Source organism: Arthrobacter sp. Bi26, from assembly GCF_918697925.1.
In the GTDB taxonomy this organism is placed as follows: Bacteria; Actinomycetota; Actinomycetes; order Actinomycetales; family Micrococcaceae; genus Arthrobacter.
Genome location: NZ_CAKKMF010000031.1, coordinates 28,006 through 47,829, shown reverse-complemented (window position 1 = coordinate 47,829; position 19,824 = coordinate 28,006). Strand labels below are relative to the sequence as shown.

General features: G+C 67.4%; 20 protein-coding genes. 11 read left to right on the top strand and 9 right to left on the bottom strand.

Features of this window, described 5'->3' with window-relative positions; genetic code table 11:
* On the top strand, nucleotides 1–140 hold a 140-nt coding region (locus LQV16_RS10485), incomplete at its 5' end, for an L-serine ammonia-lyase, iron-sulfur-dependent, subunit alpha (RefSeq protein WP_229993830.1).
* Between the two features lie 39 nt (nucleotides 141–179).
* Here the strand turns inward: LQV16_RS10485 and LQV16_RS10480 are convergent.
* Complete coding sequence (locus tag LQV16_RS10480) at nucleotides 180–746, bottom strand: TspO/MBR family protein (RefSeq protein WP_229993827.1); 567 nt, start codon at nucleotides 744–746, stop codon at nucleotides 180–182.
* 114 nt (nucleotides 747–860) lie between these two features.
* Between LQV16_RS10480 and LQV16_RS10475 the strand changes: the two genes are divergently transcribed.
* Nucleotides 861–1,934, top strand: coding sequence for a peptidoglycan bridge formation glycyltransferase FemA/FemB family protein (locus LQV16_RS10475; protein ID WP_229993826.1), 1,074 nt, complete (start codon nucleotides 861–863; stop codon nucleotides 1,932–1,934).
* A gap of 59 nt (nucleotides 1,935–1,993) precedes the next feature.
* On the top strand, nucleotides 1,994–3,490 hold the full coding sequence (locus LQV16_RS10470; RefSeq protein WP_229993825.1) for a threonine/serine exporter family protein: 1,497 nt from the start codon (nucleotides 1,994–1,996) through the stop codon (nucleotides 3,488–3,490).
* 249 nt (nucleotides 3,491–3,739) lie between these two features.
* Here LQV16_RS10470 and LQV16_RS10465 read toward each other — a convergent pair whose 3' ends face one another.
* The gene (locus LQV16_RS10465) at nucleotides 3,740–4,579 is read right to left on the bottom strand and encodes a siderophore-interacting protein (protein WP_229993824.1); all 840 of its coding nucleotides are present in this window, start codon (nucleotides 4,577–4,579) and stop codon (nucleotides 3,740–3,742) included.
* 50 nt (nucleotides 4,580–4,629) lie between these two features.
* Nucleotides 4,630–5,412 carry a uracil-DNA glycosylase gene (locus LQV16_RS10460; RefSeq protein WP_229993823.1) on the bottom strand — a complete coding sequence of 261 codons (783 nt, stop codon included), beginning with the start codon at nucleotides 5,410–5,412 and terminating at the stop codon, nucleotides 4,630–4,632.
* 202 nt (nucleotides 5,413–5,614) lie between these two features.
* Between LQV16_RS10460 and LQV16_RS10455 the strand changes: the two genes are divergently transcribed.
* From LQV16_RS10455 to LQV16_RS10430, 6 genes are all read left to right on the top strand, one after another.
* Nucleotides 5,615–5,887: a DUF3263 domain-containing protein gene (locus LQV16_RS10455; protein WP_229993829.1), complete on the top strand. Its 273-nt coding sequence runs from the start codon at nucleotides 5,615–5,617 to the stop codon at nucleotides 5,885–5,887.
* 94 nt (nucleotides 5,888–5,981) lie between these two features.
* The gene (locus LQV16_RS10450; protein WP_229993822.1) at nucleotides 5,982–6,605 is read left to right on the top strand and encodes a LytR C-terminal domain-containing protein; all 624 of its coding nucleotides are present in this window, start codon (nucleotides 5,982–5,984) and stop codon (nucleotides 6,603–6,605) included.
* Between the two features lie 158 nt (nucleotides 6,606–6,763).
* On the top strand, nucleotides 6,764–6,967 hold the full coding sequence (locus LQV16_RS10445) for a cold-shock protein (RefSeq protein WP_026266832.1): 204 nt from the start codon (nucleotides 6,764–6,766) through the stop codon (nucleotides 6,965–6,967).
* Between the two features lie 59 nt (nucleotides 6,968–7,026).
* A complete protein-coding gene (locus LQV16_RS10440; RefSeq protein ID WP_229993828.1) occupies nucleotides 7,027–8,295 on the top strand; it encodes an ABC transporter substrate-binding protein in 1,269 nt (422 codons plus the stop codon).
* A gap of 295 nt (nucleotides 8,296–8,590) precedes the next feature.
* Nucleotides 8,591–10,228 (top strand): chaperonin GroEL, encoded by a 1,638-nt coding sequence (gene groL, locus LQV16_RS10435; RefSeq protein WP_229993821.1) that lies wholly within the window; start codon nucleotides 8,591–8,593, stop codon nucleotides 10,226–10,228.
* 146 nt (nucleotides 10,229–10,374) lie between these two features.
* Entirely contained in the window at nucleotides 10,375–11,400 is a 1,026-nt protein-coding gene (locus LQV16_RS10430) for a ribonuclease HI family protein (protein WP_229993820.1), read from the top strand.
* A 13-nt stretch (nucleotides 11,401–11,413) separates the two neighbouring features.
* On the opposite strand, the gene LQV16_RS10425 is transcribed toward LQV16_RS10430, so the two are convergent.
* The 6 genes from LQV16_RS10425 to LQV16_RS10400 form a co-directional block, all read right to left on the bottom strand.
* Complete coding sequence (locus LQV16_RS10425; protein ID WP_229993819.1) at nucleotides 11,414–11,701, bottom strand: WXG100 family type VII secretion target; 288 nt, start codon at nucleotides 11,699–11,701, stop codon at nucleotides 11,414–11,416.
* A 198-nt stretch (nucleotides 11,702–11,899) separates the two neighbouring features.
* Complete coding sequence (locus LQV16_RS10420; protein ID WP_229993818.1) at nucleotides 11,900–13,366, bottom strand: ATP-binding protein; 1,467 nt, start codon at nucleotides 13,364–13,366, stop codon at nucleotides 11,900–11,902.
* Nucleotides 13,367–13,368: 2 nt separating this feature from the next.
* The gene (locus LQV16_RS10415; protein WP_229993817.1) at nucleotides 13,369–14,079 is read right to left on the bottom strand and encodes a response regulator transcription factor; all 711 of its coding nucleotides are present in this window, start codon (nucleotides 14,077–14,079) and stop codon (nucleotides 13,369–13,371) included.
* Between the two features lie 108 nt (nucleotides 14,080–14,187).
* Nucleotides 14,188–15,834, bottom strand: coding sequence for a DNA repair helicase XPB (locus LQV16_RS10410; protein ID WP_229993816.1), 1,647 nt, complete (start codon nucleotides 15,832–15,834; stop codon nucleotides 14,188–14,190).
* Complete coding sequence (locus tag LQV16_RS10405) at nucleotides 15,831–18,320, bottom strand: helicase-associated domain-containing protein (protein WP_229993815.1); 2,490 nt, start codon at nucleotides 18,318–18,320, stop codon at nucleotides 15,831–15,833. Before LQV16_RS10405 ends, LQV16_RS10410 begins: the two co-directional genes overlap by 4 nt.
* Nucleotides 18,321–18,330: 10 nt before the next feature.
* Nucleotides 18,331–18,564, bottom strand: coding sequence for a hypothetical protein (locus LQV16_RS10400; protein ID WP_229993814.1), 234 nt, complete (start codon nucleotides 18,562–18,564; stop codon nucleotides 18,331–18,333).
* A gap of 177 nt (nucleotides 18,565–18,741) precedes the next feature.
* Here LQV16_RS10400 and LQV16_RS10395 point away from each other — a divergent pair, with 177 nt between their 5' ends.
* Nucleotides 18,742–19,125, top strand: coding sequence for a cold shock domain-containing protein (locus LQV16_RS10395; RefSeq protein ID WP_090582694.1), 384 nt, complete (start codon nucleotides 18,742–18,744; stop codon nucleotides 19,123–19,125).
* A gap of 8 nt (nucleotides 19,126–19,133) precedes the next feature.
* On the top strand, nucleotides 19,134–19,802 hold the full coding sequence (locus LQV16_RS10390; protein ID WP_229993813.1) for a DUF3027 domain-containing protein: 669 nt from the start codon (nucleotides 19,134–19,136) through the stop codon (nucleotides 19,800–19,802).
* Nucleotides 19,803–19,824 lie beyond the last annotated feature (22 nt).

The window sequence follows — 19,824 nt, the reverse complement described above, 5'->3', positions numbered from 1 at the left end:
TGGCGCTCTGGGGCGACGGCACGCACCGGGTCTCCCTCGACGAGGTCATCGTGACCATGCGGGAAACCGGCAAGGACATGAGCTCCAAATACAAGGAAACGGCCATGGGCGGCCTCGCCGTCAACGTGGTGGAGTGCTAGGGAGCTGATTGCGGCTGGCAGGCGCTAGTTGAACTGGCGCTAGTTATGCAGGGCGGCCCATAGGTTCAGCGAGGACGCGAACACGATCCAGGACAGGTAGGGAAGCATCAGCAGTCCTGCCGTCCGACTGATCGGGCCGAAGAGCACCACCGTAACGGCAACGGCTACGGCCAATGCCATGATGATCCCGAACGCGATCCACAGCGCCGGCGTCCCGAGCACCGGGTATAGGGCAAAGAAGACCGGGGTCCAGAGCAGGTTCAGCACCAGCTGCACGCCGTAAGCCGTCAGGGCCGCCTTGGATCCCTCGGCGTGGCTGCGCCAGACCAGCCACGCCGCGACCGCCATGGCGGCGTACAGGACCGTCCAAACCGGACCGAAGACCCAGTTGGGCGGGGACCAGGGCGCCGTGTCGGCTGAGGCATACCAGCCGTTAACGTGCTTGGCCGTGGCCAGGCCGCCGAGGGCCGCAACGAGGGCCGACGCGCCGAGGAACAGGAGCAGCGCGATCACTTGGGAGCCGCTGCCGGCACCTCTGCCGGCACCTCGGGAGCGGCCGCCGTGCGCCCCGGGACGGCCTTCCAACGGTTGTTGCTGAGCCTGCATGAGACCAGCGTAACCGCCTTGCCCGGGCCGGCGGCAGGGTCCGGGCCGATAGACTTGGGGCTGCATGTCCGCATGCCGCCGAAGCTCGTACCGCAATGATTGGATACCGCACCCTTGCGTGAATTCACTGCCCGCTTTGCCTCTGCCAAGGAGATTGACAACTGGGATGCCCACGTCACCGCGAACCCCAATGGCGGCAACCTCCTTCAATCGGAAGCGTTCGCCGAGGTCAAGCAGCACTTTGGTTGGAGGCCCCTGCACCTTGTTTATGAGTCGGCCGATTACACGAGCTACAACCTGATCCTGGAGAAGTCGTTTCCGCTTCTCGGCAAGCTCTGGTACTTGATCAAGGGACCCGATGTGGCGTCCGTCGAGGACATCCCCGGGATCGCAGCGGCGAACGCGGACTTCGTGAAAAGGGCCAAACTGGGCGTCTTCGCGATCAAGATCGAGCCGGATATTGTCCTGTCGGACGACGCCGCGCGGGTCCTCGAGGGGGCAGGCCTGGTCAAGACCCACAACCTGCAACCCAACGACTCCACTGCGCTGCTCGATATTGCGCCCGAGGAAAACCAGCTGCTGCGCAATCTCCACTCCCGGGGCCGTAACGCCGTGCGCCGCGCCATCCGCGAGGGCGTGGAAGTCCACAACGTCGAGCCCACGGAAGAGAACTTCCGGGCCATGTATGCCCTGATGACCAACACGGTGGAGGCCAAATCCCAGGTCCGGGTGCGCGAGTACGAGTACTACCGCCAGTTCTGGAGCAACTTCCTGGCCCGTGACCAGGGCAGGCTGCTCTTCGTGTACGAAAACGACGTGCCCTCGGTTGGCGCGTTTGTGATCAACTACGGCCGCAAGGGAACGTACAAAGACGGCGGCTCCCTGCAAAAGCGCGGCCAGTACGGGGACTCGCACCTTGTGCAGTGGACTGCGATCAGCCAGGTCAAGGAACTCGGCTGCACCGAATACGACTTCTGCGGCACCCCGCCAAGCGACAAGCTAAAGGACACCTCGAACCCGTTCCATGGGCTGGGCCTGTTCAAGACCAGCTTCAGCAAGACCGTGACCGACTTCGTCGGCTGCTATGACCAGGTCCTGAGCCCGCTGAAGTACAAGGCCTGGCTGACGGCGGGGGAGCGCGTGGCACGCCAGCTCTACACCCGGCGCACGGGCCAGCAGTTCTACTAACCCGAGACAAAGACAATCAAGGACAGGCAAGGACAGCCTAGGACAGTGAGGAGGCCGGAATGAACAACGGAAACGACGGCCACCGCAGGCCGCCCACGGACGGCCTGCCCCGGACGCAGCCGATGTCGGCAACGCAGGTGCGCCAGAACGCCGCGGCCAAGAGGATGCTGCGCCGGCTGGTCCAGGGCGAAAACCCGCCGACGGCGCCGATGAGCATCGTGGACCGGCTCGCCGGCAGCCCCTACGCCAACCCGATGATCCAGGTCGGCGGGGTGGACGCAGCAGCCCGCAAGACCATCGACTTCGCCCTGAAACTGGCCGAATCCATGTTCCGGTACGGGGCAGGTGCCCTCGAAGTTGAGACCAGCATCATCGCGATCACCGCCGCGCTGGGGCTTAAGAACATCGAGGTGGACATCACCAACCAGTCGGTGGCCATCAACTATGCCCCGAGAGACCAGACGCCCATCTCGCTGCTGCGCGTAGTACGGTCCTGGACCAACAACTATGCGGGCCTCTCCCAGGTGCACCAGCTGGTGACGGACATCGTGGCCGGCGGCGTGGGCCGCGAGGAAGCCGCGCGCCGGCTCGACGACATTACCCGTAGCCCCAAGCCTTTCCCGCGGTGGATGGTCACTGTGGCCTTCGGCGTGTTCTCTGCCGTCTTCGTCGGCGTCCTTGGCGGCGGGCTGGGTGCCTCAATAGTCGCGTTCCTCTCCAACCTGCTGGTGAGCCTGCTGGCCCGACAGCTGGGCCGCTGGCGCACCCCGGACTTCTTCATCACCGCCTCATGTTCGTTCCTGGTGACCATCGTCGCCCTGCTGTTGTGGCGCTTCGGCACCCCGTTGGGAGTGCAGATTCCCCCCGAGATCGTGGTGGTCGGCGGGATCCTGCTGCTCCTGCCGACGGGACGCCTAGTGTCCTCGGTGCAGGATGCGATCAACGGCTTCCCGGTCACGGCCGCCGGCCGGTTCCTGTCCACCATGCTGACCTTCGGGGCGCTGGTGGCCGGCATTGCCGTCGGGTTTGTCGTGGGAGACATGACCGGCATGGACCCAATAGACGTCACCAAAACATTCCCGCCCGCGTACGACTTGTGGGTGGTGGTCATTTTGATCGCCATTGCGGTGCTGATGATCGGCATCACCGAACAGACCAGCTGGAAGCTGCTGCTGCCGACGGCGGCCGTGGGCGTGGTGGGCTATCTGGTCCTGATCGGCGGCGACGCCCTGGGCATCGGGTCCCGTTTCGCGCCGGCCCTCGCCGCTGTGGTGATCGGCCTCCTGGCCCGTGTGGTGGCCCTCCGGATGGGTGCTCCCCAGCTGGTCGTGGCCGTCCCCGCCGCCCTGATCCTGCTCCCGGGGCTCACTATATTCCGGTCCATGTATGTATTGACCATCGAGGAATCGGAGATTCTTATGGGTGCCGGCGGGATGCTCAACGCCGGGGCGATCGTGCTCGGAGTCGCTGCAGGCATCGTGCTCGGTGACACCCTGGCGCGGCCCCTGACCCGGAGCCTGGCGAGCAACGAGCGGCGCAGGGCCCGCCGCCGCTAAGCAGACTGCGAACGCGGCTGGCGGGTTTTGCCTCCGGCGCCGGGGCCGTCCGTGTCCCTGCCCTGCCGGATTTCCCTGCCCTGCCGGGTTTCCCGGCCTTTGCCAGATTCCGACGGCGGGTCGTCGCGCCACGCCGGCGTGTCCCGGCGTCGTGGCGGCAAACGTGGGGAAATTCGGCGACATTTTGTTTGCCGCTAAATGTTGCCGCTGGATCTTGCCGGCTAAATCTTGCCTGCTAAATCTTCCCGGCTAGATCTTCCCGATGGGCAGCTTCTTCTCCGCCTGGAAGTCGTCCTCCACACGGCCCTTGGCCCAGTAGCCCGAGAGGGAAACCTGGGCCCGCTCCAGTCCGCGCTGCACGTAGAGGACGTCCCGGAGGCCCTTCATGTAGCCCCGCTCGCCGTGGGCGAAGACCTGCACCCGGCCCCCGGGCCATTCGGCATCGCGCACGGCCGTGACCAGCAGCTCGCTCTCTCCGGCGGGGACGCCACCGCGCAGCAGCCAGCGCAGTTCGACGCCGGCTGGCCCTGCGATGGCCTGGATGTCGGCGTCGCTGTCCACTTCGAGCAGGGCGAGGCCGCGGGCATCCTCCGGCAGGGATTCGATCGCGGCGCCGATGGCCGGCAGCGCGGATTCATCGCCGGCAAACAGGTACCAGTCCGCCGCCGGATCCGGGTTGTAACCGCCGCCCGGGCCCGTAAACGTCAGGCGATCGCCGGGCTGGGCCGAGGCCGCCCAGGGGCCAGCGAGGCCCTCGTCGCCGTGGATCACAAAATCAATGGCGAGTTCCTGCGCCGCCGTGTCCACCCACCGGACCGTGTAGGTCCGGGTGTGCGGCCATTGGCTGCGCGGCATGGCTTCTCTGATGGCCCAAAGGTCCAGCGGCTCCGGGTACTCGATCTCGGGTTGCGGAAACACGATCTTGACGTACCGGTCCACATAGTCGTTGTTGACGTACCCGGCGAAGCCAGGGCCGCCAGCGATGATCCGGACCATGTGCGGGGAGAGTTGTTCCCTGCGCAGGACCGTCAAATCGGTCTGGGGACGCGAGTTCCGGGATGCGGTAGTGGCGGCGGGGAGGGAGGTCATGAGGTAAGCCTAACCAAGAACCCTGGCCGGAGCTCCCGGCCGGAAGCCTGTTACGGCAGCGGCGGCAGTTCCCAGTCAACCGTCCCGTTGCCCTGTTCCTGCAGCAGGGCGTTGGCCCGGCTGAAGGGCCGGGACCCGAAGAAACCGCGCGAGGCTGAGAGCGGGCTGGGGTGGGCGCTGGCGATCACGGCAGCGGATCCCAGTAGTGGCCGCACGGACTCGGCATCCTTCCCCCACAGGATCACCACCAGGGGAGCACGGCCCGCGCCGGCGGCGGATGCGCGGTCCGCGACGGCCCGGATGGCGGCCGCCGTGACGGCCTCCCAGCCCTTGTTCCGGTGCGAGCCCGCCGCGCCTGCCCGGACACTGAGCACCCTGTTCAGCAGCAGTACGCCCTGCTCCGCCCAGCGGCCAAGGTCCCCGTGGACGCGCGGCGGGACGCCCAGATCGGCCTGAAGTTCCTTGTAGATGTTCGCCAGGCTGCGGGGGATCGGCCGGGTGGCGCCGTCCACGGCGAAGGACAACCCTACGGCGTGCCCCGGCGTCGGGTAGGGGTCCTGTCCGACCACCAGCACCCGGACACCAGCCAGCGGCTGACGGAAGGCCCGCAGTAGATTTGGCGGCGACGGCAGCACGCCATGCCCGGCGGCCACTTCGCCGGCGAGGAAGGTGAGCGCCTCCCGCAACTGTGCCTCCACCGGCGCCAGCGCTTCCGCCCAGTCCGGAGCGACCAGCTCGCTCAGCGGCCGGCGCGCCAGGTCCGCGAAGCTGGGGCCGTCGGCGGCGGGTTCCAGCTCGAACAGCGCGTCGGAATCAAACTCGGAATCAGCCACAGCCCCATTCTTCCGCAGACGAAGTCCGCCCCGGCACCCCGCCGAATGACAACCCTGTCATTCGGCCGTAGCATGGGAATGGCTTTTTACCGGATCCAGCCGGTTTTTCGGAAGCAAACAGGGAGAGTGTGTCGTGGCCGAAGCAGCGCAAGAGCACGTGCTCGCGGGGGATTTTGCCGGATTCTCCGCTGCCGGCACGAGCCTGGACGAGGTGTCCGCGGAGTCTCCGCTGAGCGCCCGCGACCAACAGATGCTGGCCCTGGAGCGGCAGTGGTGGAAGTACGCAGGGGCAAAGGAGCAGGCCATCCGCGAGCTGTTCGATCTCTCCGCCACGCATTACTACCAGATCCTCAATGCCCTGATTGATACCGAGGATGCGCTGGCCCACGATCCCATGCTGGTCAAGAGATTGCGTAGACTACGTACATCACGCCAACGTGCCCGCACTGCCCGTCGTCTGGGAACAGATTCGTAAAGTCGCGTCACGCGCAGCCGGATGCGCACGTCCTGTTGCGCCCGCTTCCGGCCTCGGGCACCCCGTCTGAAATCAGCAAGGACGTCGTTTTACCATGACCAAATACGCTCGGGATGAATTTGATCGGGTCCCGGAGACCTCTGCCCGGCAGGGTGTCCACCGGGCCGTCGCCGAATCGCGCAGCCGGAGCCTGACCCCCATCTTGGCGGCCGGCTTCGTAGCGCTGGCCATCGGCTTGGTGGCGTTCCTGATCCTGCCGAAGCTCGGATTCTCCGCTGGCCAGGCCGCGGCCGTCGGTGACAACGCAACCGCCAGCGCGTCCGCAACGAGCCCCGCGAGCCCCAGCCCCGCGCCGACGAGCCCGGCGCCGGCCAGCACGGAACCTGCCGCCACAGCCCCCGCGGCAGCACCCACAGCGACGCCCAGCGCCACTGCCGCCGGTGTGGACAAGACGGCGCCGGTGACGGTCTACAACGGGACCACCACCGCTGGCCTCGCCAACCGGGTCGGCGGCACCATCAGCTCCGACGGCTGGATCCTGGGCCAGACGGGCAACTGGGGCGGCGTCCCGCAGCAGACGTCGGTGATCTTCTACAGCGGCGTGGAACAGAAGGGCAACGCGGAGGCACTCGGAACGCTCCTGGGCATCGACACCCTCGTGGACTCCGCCGAGTTCAACTTGCCCCTTGTGGTTGTGCTCGGCCCCGGCTTCCAGTAACTATTCCGGTTACGCCTCAATAACTATTCGGGGGAGGACCTGCCCGCCGTCGGCGTTCCTGAGGGACGCTGTGGGTACAGTATCTGCGGATTTCTCTTCGCAGTCCGCGGTGCACATCGAGGTGGGCCGCACGCAAGCTAGCTGAAAGTGTGGACACCATGGCACTGGGAACCGTCAAATGGTTCAACGCCGAAAAAGGCTACGGCTTCATCACCGTGGACGGTTCCGAGAACGACGTCTTCGTGCACTGGTCCGCGATCGTCGGGGAAGGCTACCGCGCCCTGGACGAGGGCCAGCGGGTGGAGCTGGAAGTCGGCGAGGGCGAAAAGGGCCCGCAGGCTGAAAGCGTCCGGCCCGCCTAGTGGCACTGGTTGCCGTCAAGAACGCCCCGCGGAACGCGGCAGGGCGTCCGGAAGGAGCTTTGCCGCTGGGCCGCGCCCTGGCGGCGGGCACACTCGCGGCCGTGGCCCTGACGGGCTGCCTGGGTCCTGCAGGCAGCGCCCGCGTGGCCAGCGCAGACGCGAGCGGTGACGGCACCCTGCGCATCGGCCTGATCCTGGACAACACGGGGCGGCAGAACTTCCTCAACGCCCCACAGCTCGCGGCGGCCAAACTCGCCGTCAAGGAGATCAACGCCGCCGGCGGCCACAAAGGCAAACCGGTGGAGCTGCTGCCGGAAACCATCAGCACTGACACCGCCGCCCAGGCGAAAGCGCTGGTTGCCGCCAAGGCCGACGTCGTTATCGGTCCGACCGATTCCAGCCGTGCCCCGGCCGCGATCGACGTGCTGGCCAACGCCAAGGTGGCTGTCATCTCACCGGCCAACTCTGCCAGCGCGCTCAGCAACTACAAGAGCGGCGGCTACTATTTCCGCACCTCGGCGGCCGACGTCGCCCAGGCCTCTGTCCTCGCCAAGCTGGCCAAGGACGGCGGCGCCAAGACCCTGGCTGTGGTGCACGAGGACGGCGCCTACGGCAAGGATGTCGCCGCCGCCGTCGCGGGTGCGGCGAAACAGTCCGGACTGGAAGTCGTGGCGGACGCGGAGTTCACCGCCGGCCAGGCGCAGCAGGCCGCCGCCACCGCGAAGGCCGCAAATCCCGACGCCGTCGTCCTGGTCTCGCGCGACGGCGCGCAGGGTGCCATCGCCGAACTGAACAATGCCGGCCTCGCCGGCAAGAAACTTGTCCTCAGCGACGCGGCAGTCAGCCGGTATGGCTCCGGCCTGGGCGCGCGGGCACTCGACGGCGCGCGCGGGGTCCTGCCCGGCGTGTTCCCCTCGGCCGCCTTCCAGAAGGACCTTGTTGCCGTTGACCCCGGACTGAAGGACATGGTGTTTGCCGCCGAGACGTACGACGCGGTCATCCTCGCCGCCGTCGCTGCCGCGGCGGCGGAAGACGACGCCGGAACCTCCATCGCGGCGTCCCTCGTGGCTGTCTCCGGCGGAGCTGCGGCAGCAGGCGGTAATGCCGCGGGTGGCGGCCAGCCCGCCAGCGAGCCGTGCACGAGCTACAAGGGCTGCGTCGACGTCCTCCGGGCAGGCAAGCGCCCGGACTATGACGGCCAGTCCGGACGGATCAACTTTGATTCCCACGGCGACATCACCGAAGCGAACCACAGGGTCTACACCTACGGCGAGGACAACCTGCCCACAATGAGTGGCATGGAGACCGCCAGCAGCAGTGGCGGCTGATCGCTCCTAGCGTATTGTGCCCGCGTGGCGGGCGGTTCGGGCCGGGCACTGCTTGCACTCTCCCCGGGGGAGTGCTAATTATTGATTTAGCACTCCAGCGCACTGACTGCTAACACGACGCCCGGTCCGCCCGGCCGCGAAGTGGGGCAGCCGGTCCAGGAGCTAAAGGAACACCTTGCTGGGGTGAGATCCCGGACCCAGCGGCATACAGAGGCCGCGGGGTAGGGATCGTCCGTCGCGGGCACCACAGCGAAGGTTCATTCTTAACGACTGTCCCGAAAGGACTACTGCCGTTATGGCCAAGATCATTGCATTTGATGAAGAGGCACGCCGCGGTCTTGAGCGGGGCCTGAACATCCTCGCCGACGCCGTCAAGGTCACCCTCGGCCCGCGGGGACGCAACGTCGTCCTCGAAAAGAAGTGGGGCGCCCCCACGATCACCAACGATGGTGTTTCCATCGCCAAGGAGATCGAGCTGGACGATCCTTACGAGAAGATCGGCGCCGAGCTGGTCAAGGAAGTTGCCAAGAAGACGGATGACGTCGCAGGCGACGGCACCACCACGGCAACTGTGCTCGCACAGGCCCTGGTCAAGGAAGGCCTGCGCAACGTCGCGGCCGGCGCTGACCCGCTGTCCCTCAAGCGCGGCATCGAGAAGGCTGTTGACGCCGTCACCGTCGAGCTCCTGGCCTCCGCCAAGGAAATCGAGACCAAGGAAGAGATCGCCGCCACCGCGTCCATCTCCGCCGGCGACAACGAGATCGGCGCCCTGATCGCCGAAGCCCTCGACAAGGTCGGCAAGGAAGGCGTCATCACGGTCGAGGAGTCGAACACGTTCGGCCTCGAGCTGGAGCTGACCGAAGGCATGCGCTTCGACAAGGGCTACATCTCGGCTTACTTCGTCACCGACGCCGAGCGCCAGGAAACGGTCCTTGAGGATCCGTACATCCTGATCGTCAACTCCAAGATCTCCAACGTCAAGGAACTGGTTGCTGTCCTGGAAAAGGTCATGCAGTCTTCCAAGCCGCTGCTGATCATTGCCGAAGACATCGAGGGCGAGGCCCTGGCCACCCTGATCGTCAACAAGATCCGCGGCACCTTCAAGTCCGTTGCCGTCAAGGCCCCGGGCTTCGGCGACCGCCGCAAGGCGCAGCTGGCCGACATCGCCATCCTCACCGGTGGCCAGGTCATCTCCGAGGAAGTCGGCCTCAAGCTTGAGACCGCCGGACTCGAACTCCTTGGCAAGGCCCGCAAGGTTGTTGTCACCAAGGACGAGACCACCATCGTCGAAGGTGCAGGCGACGCCGACCAGATCGCCGGCCGCGTGTCCCAGATCCGCGCCGAGATCGAGAACTCGGATTCCGACTACGACCGCGAGAAGCTGCAGGAGCGCCTGGCCAAGCTGGCCGGCGGCGTTGCAGTCATCAAGGCCGGCGCCGCAACCGAGGTCGAGCTCAAGGAACGCAAGCACCGCATTGAGGACGCCGTCCGCAACGCCAAGGCTGCTGTCGAAGAGGGCATCGTCGCCGGCGGTGGCGTTGCCCTGATCCAGGCTGGCGCCAAGGCATTCGCGAACCTGCAGCTCTCCGGTGACGAGGCAACGGGCGCGAACATCGTCCGCGTTGCCATCGACGCCCCGCTGAAGCAGATCGCCTTCAACGCCGGCCTCGAGCCCGGCGTCGTAGTGGACAAGGTCCGCGGCCTGCCCGCAGGCCACGGCCTCAACGCAGCCACCGGCGAGTACGTCGACCTGCTGGCCGCCGGCATCAACGACCCGGTCAAGGTAACCCGCTCTGCCCTGCAGAACGCGGCTTCCATTGCCGGCCTGTTCCTCACCACCGAGGCCGTTGTAGCTGACAAGCCCGAGAAGGCTGGCGCCCAGATGGGCGGCGGCGACGACATGGGCGGCATGGGCGGCATGGGCGGTTTCTAACCACCCGCGCCAGCCTCCACCGGCTGTTCGACGACGGCGGTCCCACCTTCGGGTGGGGCCGCCGTTGCCGGTTTAACGCAGCCTCCGGCCAGCACCCTCCCGCAGCCGTTGCGCTGGGTGTCGGCAGTCTCTGGCAGGATAGGTCAGTGACGATTACAGCAGCGGCCGACGGTTCGGCCTTAGGAAATCCCGGCCCGGCCGGATGGGCCTGGTACGTGAATGACGACTGCTGGCGGGCCGGTGGCTGGCCCCACGGCACGAACAACCAGGGCGAATTGATGGCGGTGCTGGACCTGTTCCGGGCGACGGCACACGTACCCGGGGAAGACCTGCTGATCCTCTGCGACAGCCAGTACGTCATCAACGCCGTGACCAAGTGGATGCCGGGCTGGAAACGCAAGGGCTGGCGCAAGGCCGACGGCAAGCCGGTGCTGAACGTGGACCTCCTCAAGGAAATCGACCAGGCGCTCGTGGGCCGCAAGTACACCTTCGAATGGGTGCGGGGCCATGCCGGGCACGAGCTCAACGAAGCGGCAGACGTCCGCGCCCGGGCAGCGGCCACGGCGTACCAGCAGGACGTGGCCGTCCGGCAGGGCCCCGGGTTCGGGACGCCGGAGGGCGGGACGCCGTCGGCAGGCCAGGCGGACTCCATGATGCCGCAGGCCGCCCCGCGGACGGCCCCAGCACAACCCGCCCCATCGCAGGCCGCAACCCGGGCACCGGCAGCCCCGGCGCCTTCCGGCCAGCAGGAACTCTTTGGCGCACCGGGGGCCTACGACGAACCGGACCTCTTCAGCGAACTCGAAGAAGAACTGGCGGCCCTGGCGGAGACCAGCCCCGAAGCCGTCGTCGAATCCCTTGAGCGGGAACTGCTCCGCCCGGAAACCCGGGCGGACGTGGGGCGCACAGGCGTCCTGCTCCATCCGGACTTCACCGAAATCGGCAGCTCCGGCCGGATCTGGACCCGCGACGCCATGATGATGTCACTGGAGGACAACCCGGGCGGACCTGTGGACCTGGAACTGTTGGGCGCGGACCGGCTGGGCGAGAAGACCATGCTCTTGACCTACCGCAGCCACACCCGTGAGGGATCAGCCCTGCGCAGCTCCCTGTGGGTCCTTGAAGGCGCGCAATGGCGTCTGCGCTTCCATCAGGGCACACCCGAGGCCTGACACCCTGTGAGGCTCACTTGAAGCGCTGGGCATTGCCCAGCTCCGCCTGCGCGTAGGTGGCAGCGGCGGAATTCAGCGCAAGGTTGATGGACGCCAGGGAGGCCTCGACCCTGCCCTGGGTCAGTGTCCACTCGGTGACCAGCGTTTGGAAGTTTGTCGCCGCGGAGCCCCGCCAGCTGCCCTGGAGTTCGTCCAGCCCTCGTTTCATGGCGTGGACGTCCGCGCTGATCCGCTCCACTGTGGCCTGCACGTTGGCGGACTTGAGCTGGAGGAGTTCCGTGTCGACGGAGATGATGCTCATGGGAATGCCTCTCGAATGTTCGGGGAGGCAGCCGCGGCCCGGCGGAGCACGGTGAACGTCAGCCGCGGGGGTCCGCGGTGAGAACTTGCGGTGAGAATTTGCGGTGAAGGCTTGTGGGGGAGCGGCTGCCTCGTCCGGATTTTCCGGACACCCCGAGCGTAGGCGGGCAGCGCACCGGCCGGACACCGCCGTCGGGCCCTATGTGGACAAATCGGCTGTGGACAGTTCCTTGGCGTCTTCGTCCAGGAACGGGATGCTGACCACCAGCGTGGCACCGCCCCCGTCAGTCTCCCCGACCCGCACGGACCCGGAATGCGAACCGACGATTGCGGCCACAATCGCCAGGCCAAGTCCGCTGCCACCGGTCTCCCTGGTCCGGGAGGTGTCCGCCCGGTAGAAGCGTTCGAATATGCGGGCCGCTTCCTCATCCGGGACGCCCGGTCCGTGGTCCCGGACCTCGATCACGGACTGCCGTGTTCCGTCCGGTGCGCTCCGGGTCCCGACGCCAATTTCGATCGGAGTACCTTCCGGCGTGTAGCGCAGGGCGTTGCCGACCAGGTTGCTGACCACCTGGCGCAGCTTGGCTTCGTCGCCCAGGACCGGGGCGGGCGCCGGGGCCGCCCCGTCGAGCCCGGAGAGGGTGATGGTGCGGCTGCGGTCACTCGCCTGGGTGTCCACCACCGCGTCGTTAGCCAGCAGCAGCAGATCCGAGGGTTTCTGCTGCAGCGGGCGCTGCTCATCGATCCGGGCCAGCAGCAGCAGGTCTTCCACCATGGCTCCCATGCGCTTGGCTTCGCTTTCGATCCGCCCCATCGCCGTGGCCACGTCTTCCGGGGTGGACAGCGCCCCGTGCCGATACAGCTCGGAGAACCCTCGAATGGTCACCAGCGGGGTCCGCAGTTCGTGCGAGGCGTCGGCGGCGAAGCGACGCATCCGTGCCTCGGACGCCATCCGGGCGGCGAACGCTGTCTCAATGTGCGCGAGCATGGCATTGAGCGAGCTCCCGAGCCGCCCCACTTCGGTATTGGGGTTTTCGATTTCCACACGTCTGGAGAGGTCTCCGGCGGCGATCGCGGCGGCCGTCTTCTCCACCCGGGCCAGCGGCCGGAAGGACCTCGAGACGGTCCAGGTGGCAATGAAGAACGCCAGCACGAGCGTCAGCAGGCCCACCCCCACCACCACCAGGGCGGCATGTTCCATCACGGAATCGACGGGGTCCAGCGGCAACCCGATGACGACGACCGCGCTGCGCTGGTTGTTGTCCACGACGCTCAGGGCCACAACCCTCCAGTTGCCGCCCTCGGAGCCGGGGACCTGGAAGGGTACCTGCTGGCGTTCCCGGGCCTCGACCGTGGAAAAGGTGCTGATGGCGGGGTGGGAGTCCTTGTCGCCGCCGAACGGAATGGGCGGCAGGCCCGGGCTGAAGAGCATCAGCGAGTAGTCGGTGGGAACGGTGGAGCTGGTCTCCTGCAGCTGGGTGAAGGACTTCTCCAGCCGCACGGATTCGACGGCGGCCCGCAGCTTGTCATCTACCTGTCCCTGCAGGAAGCTGTGCAGCAGCGTCAGCGTGCCCGCACCAGTGGCCGTGAGGGCCACCAGCATGAGCGCCATCATGATGGCCACGAGCTGCGAGCGCAGCGAGGCCGATTTCCAGCGGTGCAACAAGGTCAGCGCTTCTCGGCAGTCCGCAGAACGTAGCCGACGCCGCGCTTGGTCTGGATCAGTGCCGGCGCATCGGGATCGATGTCCACCTTGCGGCGCAGGTAGGAGATGTAGGACTCCACGATCGAGGCATCGCCGTTGAAGTCGTACTCCCACACGTGATCGAGGATCTGGGCCTTGGACAGGACCCGGTTCGGGTTGAGCATGAGGTAGCGCAGGAGCTTGAACTCGGTGGGCGACAGCTCGATCACGGTGCCACCGCGGCGGACCTCGTGGGCGTCGTCGTCGAGCTGGAGGTCATCGACCCGGATCACGGCGTCGTCGTCGACCTGGGGCTGTGTGCGCCGGAGCACCGCGCGGATGCGGGCCACCACCTCGTCGAGGCTGAAGGGCTTGGTGACGTAATCGTCCCCGCCCACGGTCAGGCCGGTGACTTTGTCCTCGGTGTCGTCCTTGGCCGTGAGGAACAGGACGGGGAAGTGCTTGCCGGCGGCGCGCAGGCGGCGGGTGACGGTGAAGCCGTCCATGTCCGGCAGCATGACGTCCAGCACTGCCAGATCGGGGGCGTGCAGCTCTGCGGCGGCCAGTGCCTCACGCCCGCTGCCGGCCGAGACAACCTCGAAACCAGCGAAGCGCAGGGACGTCGACAGCAGCTCGCGGATGTTCGGTTCGTCATCGACGACGAGCAGCTTGGCTTCGGGTCCGTTCTTTTTCATGTTCCCATGATGCTCCCAGACTCTGGGAGTTTTCTGAATGGCAGATGTGTGTTGCATGGGCCGTGCCCCGGCGGCCGCGCCGGGGCACGCACCAGGGACGGCACCCGCCTATCCGGCGGTGCCGACGTCCTTGGCGTCCATGATCCGGTAGGCGTAGCCCTGCTCGGCGAGGAAACGCTGCCGCTTCGCGGCGAAGTCCTGATCCAGGGTGTCCCGGGCCACGAGCGAGTAGAACCTGGCGGAGCGGCCGTCCTTTTTCGGGCGCAGCAGCCGGCCCAGGCGCTGGGCCTCCTCCTGGCGGGAACCGAACGACCCGGAGACCTGGATCGCGACCGACGCCTCGGGCAGGTCGATGGAGAAGTTGGCCACCTTGGACACCACCAGGGTCTGCACCTCGCCTGCGCGGAAGGCGTCGAAGAGCCGCTGGCGTTCCTTGACCGACGTGTCGCCCTTGATCACCGGCGCGCCCAGGCGTTCGCCGATCTCGTCTAGCTGGTCTATGTACTGCCCGATCACCAGGAGCTGCTCGCCGGCGTGTTCGGCGACAAGTTCTTCCACCACCCGGGTCTTCGTCTCTGACGTGGCGCACAGCCGGTACTTGTCGGCGTCCTCGGCCATGGCATAGGCCACCCGTTCCTCGCGCGGCAGGTCCACCCGGACCTCCACGCAATCGGCGGGGGCGATGTAGCCCTGGGTCTCGATGTCCTTCCACGGCGCGTCGTAGCGCTTCGGACCGATCAGGCTGAAGACCTCGCCCTCCCGCCCGTCCTCCCGCACCAACGTGGCCGTGAGCCCCAGCCGGCGCCGGGCCTGCAGGTCGGCCGTCATCCGGAAGATCGGTGCCGGCAGCAGGTGGACCTCGTCGTAGATGATCAGACCCCAGTCGTTGCCGTCCACGAGCTCCAGGTGCGGGTACAGGCCGCCGCGCTTCGTGGTCAGGACCTGGTAGGTGGCGATCGTGACCGGACGGACTTCCTTGACGGAGCCGGAGTACTCGCCGATCTCCTCCTCGGTCAGTGACGTGCGCTTGATGAGCTCGTCCTTCCACTGCCGCGCGGCGACAGTATTGGTCACCAGGATCAGCGTGGTGGTGGAGCTTGTGGCCATGGCGGCCGCCCCGACCAGCGTCTTGCCGGCGCCGCAGGGAAGGACGACGACGCCGCTGCCGCCGGCCCAGAAGTTCTCCGCCGCCAGTTGCTGGTAAGGCCGCAGCTTCCAGCCGGTTTCGTTGAGCATGATGGGGTGCGGCGTGCCGTCCACGTAGCCGGCGAGGTCCTCGGCCGGCCAGCCAATCTTGAGCAGCAGCTGCTTGAGCTGGCCGCGCTGGGAGGAATGCACCACCACGGTCTCGCCGTCGATCCGCGGCCCGAGCAGTGGGGCGATCTTCTTGGCACGGCTGACCTCCTCGAGCACGGGGTAGTCGGACGTGCGCATGACCAGGCCATGCTGCGGGTCCTTTTCCAGCCGGAGCCGGCCGTACCGGGACATGGTCTCTTCGACGTCGATCAGCAGGGAGTGCGGCACGGGGAACCGGGAGTACGTGAGCAGGGTGTCCAGCACTTTTTCGGCGTCCAGTCCGGCCGCCCGGGCATTCCACAGACCCAGCGGCGTCAGCCGGTAGCTGTGCACATGCTCCGGGGCCCGTTCCAGCTCGGCGAACGCCGCGATGGCGTGCCTGGCCTCGGTTGCGAGTTCGTGGTCGACCTCCAGCAGGATGGTCTTGTCGCTCTGGACGATCAGGGGCCCGTCATTCACTGGAACAATTCCTCTGTAGCTTCTACGTCGATAATCCGGTGGATGGACAGGACCCGCTCGATCTCCTTGACCGGATCGAACACGCGCACCCGCCCGCCATTCACAGCTACCGGAACAACCGTCTCGCGGCTGGCATTCCCCATGCTGTCCACGACGTTCATGACCACACGCTGCCGGAGGCGGATCGCTTTCAGGAGGGTCTCCAGCCCCAGCTGGGTTGCTTCCTCGCTGCCAGGGGCAGCCGCCGGCGAGTGAGCGCCGGAGCCAGGGGCCCGGGACCCGTCACCGCGCAGCACGGCCAGTTGGGCGTCGATGTCGGCTTCCGGCGGAGCGGTCCGCGGGGCGGTGTAGACGGGCCGGCCGCTGCCGGGACCCGGGGTGCTGCGGCGCAGCCGGACGACGGCGGATGCTGCTTCCTCCAGGATGGGGGCGAGACCCAGGGCTCTGAGGATCTGGGCGGTTTCCCGGGGTGCGGCGTGTGAGACGACCACGGTGGGCGCGATGCGCACCAGACCCAGGCTGGCGGCGGCCGGGGCGTTGAGCAGTTCCAGCAAGGCAGAGTCGTCCTCGCTTTGGATGAAGCTGGCTGCTGTCCCCACGCGGAGCCGGGAGTGGCGCGCGGCGGTGTCTTCGATGAGGTACTGGAGCGGCTGCGGAATGGCGGTGGCGGAATGCTGGCGCAGGAAGTCCAGGATCGCCGCTGCGTCCTGGCCGGCGTCGAGCGCCCGGCGGACGGAGGCGACGGAGAAACGGTAGATGGTTGCCGGGCCCTGCCCTTCGGCCGCGGCCATGGTCAGGAGCCGTTCGCTCAGTTCGGGATCGAGGTAACCCGGAGCCACCGCCGTCAGGTCCGCCTGCAGCAGCACATGCTGCAGGGCTGCCGGCAGGTGTTCGCCCAGGATCCCCAACGCATCATCCGGCTGTTCGGCGGCGATCGCGGCGCCCAGCTGGCTGAGCGCCCCGGAGCCGATCAGGCCAAGCATCTCGGCCTCGGTGAGGATGCCGCGGATCAGCGAGCTGAAGCGCCGGGCCATCCGGGGCTGGGTCCACTCGGCTCGCTCCAGCACCGCGGCGGCATCGAGAACGGGGGCCTGCCCGTCGGTCGCCGCGGCTTCGAGGGTGAGTTCATTCAGGATTTCCAGGACCCGTTTACGGACCACCGGGGCGTCGGGCCGCTGCGCCTCGGCAGAGAGCGCATTGATGGTGGTGCCGGCCGCGCCCCGATGGCCGGCCGGGCCGGCGGCATTCACGGGCTGGCCCACCAGGGACGGCGCGCGCTCGCTGGCCAGCCAGGCATTGACCAGCCATAGCCATTGTTCCTGCCGCGGCAGCGCCAGCCACTCCAGCTGCGGCGGCTGCACCCACGCCGAACTGTCGACGTCCAGCCGCAGCAGACCGGCCAGTCCGCAGAACTCCGCGAGTACGCCGGCCTCGTGCACGTCGATCCGCAGGGAATCCGCCAGCCGCTTCATCTCCCGGACCCCGACGCCTCCGCTGCGCAGCGTCGCCAGGGGCTGTTCGCGCACGGTGTAGAGCACTTCGCCCACGAGCCGCAGCGTCTCGGCAATAGCGCCCAAGGCGGCGTTCCGGCGCAGCCCTGCGCTCGTGTGGCCAAGGTGGGGGACGGGCGGCATCAGGGAAAAGCTCTCGATGACGAACCCGCCGCGCAGCGACACTCCGACGCTGTGCGGCAGTTCGACGTGGGCGGCGTCCAGCGGCACCAGCAGCCCCCGCGCCAGGAGCCAGTCCACGGGGCCGACGTCGGCGCTTTCGTGGAGCACGGAAGCCCGGCGCTGCGCCTGCGGAACGGCGCCCATGGCCCAGTTTCCGAAACGGGCCAGCAGGGCGGCGGTCCGATCCGGTGCGGTGGTCAGGATTTGCTGGAGCGATTCCGGTGTTGCCGTCCAGTGCTGCAGCGACAGGGCCGCTTCCATCGGCGTCGTGGCGGGGGAGATGGACGCCCCGGCACGGTGCAGTTCCCCCACCAGCTGCACCACGCGCTGCGCAAAGGCCGGCTGGAGCCGCACGAGTTCGGTGTAGCTGCGCCCCAGTCCCGCCGGGTAGATGCCGATCACATCCTTGAGGCTGCCCACCGGGAGGTAGTGGCGCTGCTTGGCGGCGGCGGGGGCGGCACCGTGCGGGGGATCGGCGCGGTGGACGAGGGCCAGGTCCTGCAGGGAATGGAGGAGCCGGTCGATGGCGGCAGCCGAGGAGCCGTTGATCAGTTTCTTCAGCATCGCCGCCGAGGCGCTGTGCCCGGTATCGGCGTTGGTGCACAGGTGCAGGGTTTCCAGGACCTGCATCTGTGGACGGTTAAGCCGCTCGAGCGCCCGCTGGACGCTGACGCGTCCGCTGGCACGGGCGGCGAGGGCGGGGAAGTCCGGGACGCCGGGAGAAATCAGGTCCGGCCGCGCGGAGAACAGGGCACGCAGCGACTCGTCGCTTCGTGCCTGAAGTTCCTTGCTCAGCGCGCGGATGAGGGACATCGCTCCAACGTTACCTTTCGCCGGGCCCGCGCGGGCGGCGCCGTGCGGCCACCGCGTCTACAACGAGCGCCAGCATGAGCAGGAATGCCACCGGGAGCCCGTAGAGGGCCGTTGAGGTAATCCAGGCGGGCGCCACGACATTGTTGAAGGCCATGGCCATGACAGCGCCGACGGCGGCAAGGGACAGCACAGCAAGGGTGGCCGCGATGATCATCAGAGGCCGCCGGTAACGCGTCAGTGTCATGTGGGCAACGCTAACAGTCCAGCATCGCCCGCGCCTCACGCCGTTAAAGTGAACCAGGCAGGATAACCTTGGAGGTACAGACCAACACGGTCCGGGCAGTCATACCCTGAACCCGCGTATCCATGCGGATGCGGTGACCGCCGGCCGTGTCCCCGCAGAACGAAGAAGGTTGATTACGTGCCTACCGGCAAGGTCAAGTGGTATGACAAGGAAAAAGGCTTCGGATTCCTCGCGGGCGAGGACGGCCAGGAGGTCTTCCTGCCCAAGTCCGCGCTGCCCGAGGGTGTCACGGAGCTCAAGGCCGGAACGCGCGTTGAATTTGGTGTAGCCGACGGCCGCAAGGGTGCCCAGGCCCTGGGCCTGCGCGTGCTGGACAAGACACCGTCCATCGCCAAGGCAAAGCGGCCCAGTGCCAGGGACCTTGCCCCGCTGGTGCAGGACCTCGTCAGCGTGCTGGACAACCTGTCCGGGACCCTGTCCGCGGGCAAGTACCCGGAAGGCAACAAGGGCAAGGCGATCGCAGCGGCTCTCCGTAAGGTTGCCGACGAGCTGGACGTATAAGGCTCTTGATGACTCAGGAACCTGATCGGTTGCCGGCGCCGGATGCCGGATCCACCCTGCCTGCCGGATCCAAGACAGCAGGCTCAAAGCAGGGAACGCGCCCGCGCGCCGGCGTGCCCGTCTGGCGCACCGGCAAGCCCGACGCCTTCCTGGCCGCCGCCGTCGACGTCGCCCGTACCGCGGTGGAAGGCATTGCTCCCGCCGAGCAGATCGGCGAGCACATCGGTGCCCGCAGCGAAGGCGACCGCCTGGTGACCCACCTCTTCGAATCCAGGCTGCCCGGGTACCTGGGCTGGCAGTGGTACGCCGTACTGACCCGCAACTCGCGGTCCAAGGTGGTCACGGTGGATGAACTCGGCCTGCTGCCCTCCGAAGACTCCGTCCTGGCGCCGGCGTGGATTCCGTGGGCTGAGCGGGTCCGCCCGGAAGACGCACAAGATGACGAGGCCGCCGACGAGGCGTCCGGCTCCCCAACGCCGTCGCCGGCGTCGGCCCCAGGCCAGCAGGATACAGACCAGCAGGATACAGACCAGTCGGATACTGACCAGTCGGATACTGACCAGCAGGATACGCACGATACAGACCAGCAGGGTACTGCCGACCAGGATGCTGCCGAGCCCGGCGCCTCGGAGACCGACGACGACGAGCGGGAACGCTCTGCGGGCGAGGCCGACTAACGGTTGAAAACGTCCGGGAGCG

Coding starts and splice junctions, on each gene's coding strand:
- LQV16_RS10480 (WP_229993827.1), bottom strand. CDS start 746: ATGCAGGCTCAGCAACAACCGTTGGAAGGCCGTCCCGGGGCGCACGGC.
- LQV16_RS10470 (WP_229993825.1), top strand. CDS start 1,994: ATGAACAACGGAAACGACGGCCACCGCAGGCCGCCCACGGACGGCCTG.
- LQV16_RS10465 (WP_229993824.1), bottom strand. CDS start 4,579: ATGACCTCCCTCCCCGCCGCCACTACCGCATCCCGGAACTCGCGTCCC.
- LQV16_RS10450 (WP_229993822.1), top strand. CDS start 5,982: ATGACCAAATACGCTCGGGATGAATTTGATCGGGTCCCGGAGACCTCT.
- LQV16_RS10445 (WP_026266832.1), top strand. CDS start 6,764: ATGGCACTGGGAACCGTCAAATGGTTCAACGCCGAAAAAGGCTACGGC.
- groL (WP_229993821.1), top strand. CDS start 8,591: ATGGCCAAGATCATTGCATTTGATGAAGAGGCACGCCGCGGTCTTGAG.
- LQV16_RS10425 (WP_229993819.1), bottom strand. CDS start 11,701: ATGAGCATCATCTCCGTCGACACGGAACTCCTCCAGCTCAAGTCCGCC.
- LQV16_RS10415 (WP_229993817.1), bottom strand. CDS start 14,079: ATGAAAAAGAACGGACCCGAAGCCAAGCTGCTCGTCGTCGATGACGAA.
- LQV16_RS10405 (WP_229993815.1), bottom strand. CDS start 18,320: ATGTCCCTCATCCGCGCGCTGAGCAAGGAACTTCAGGCACGAAGCGAC.
- LQV16_RS10400 (WP_229993814.1), bottom strand. CDS start 18,564: ATGACACTGACGCGTTACCGGCGGCCTCTGATGATCATCGCGGCCACC.
- LQV16_RS10390 (WP_229993813.1), top strand. CDS start 19,134: ATGACTCAGGAACCTGATCGGTTGCCGGCGCCGGATGCCGGATCCACC.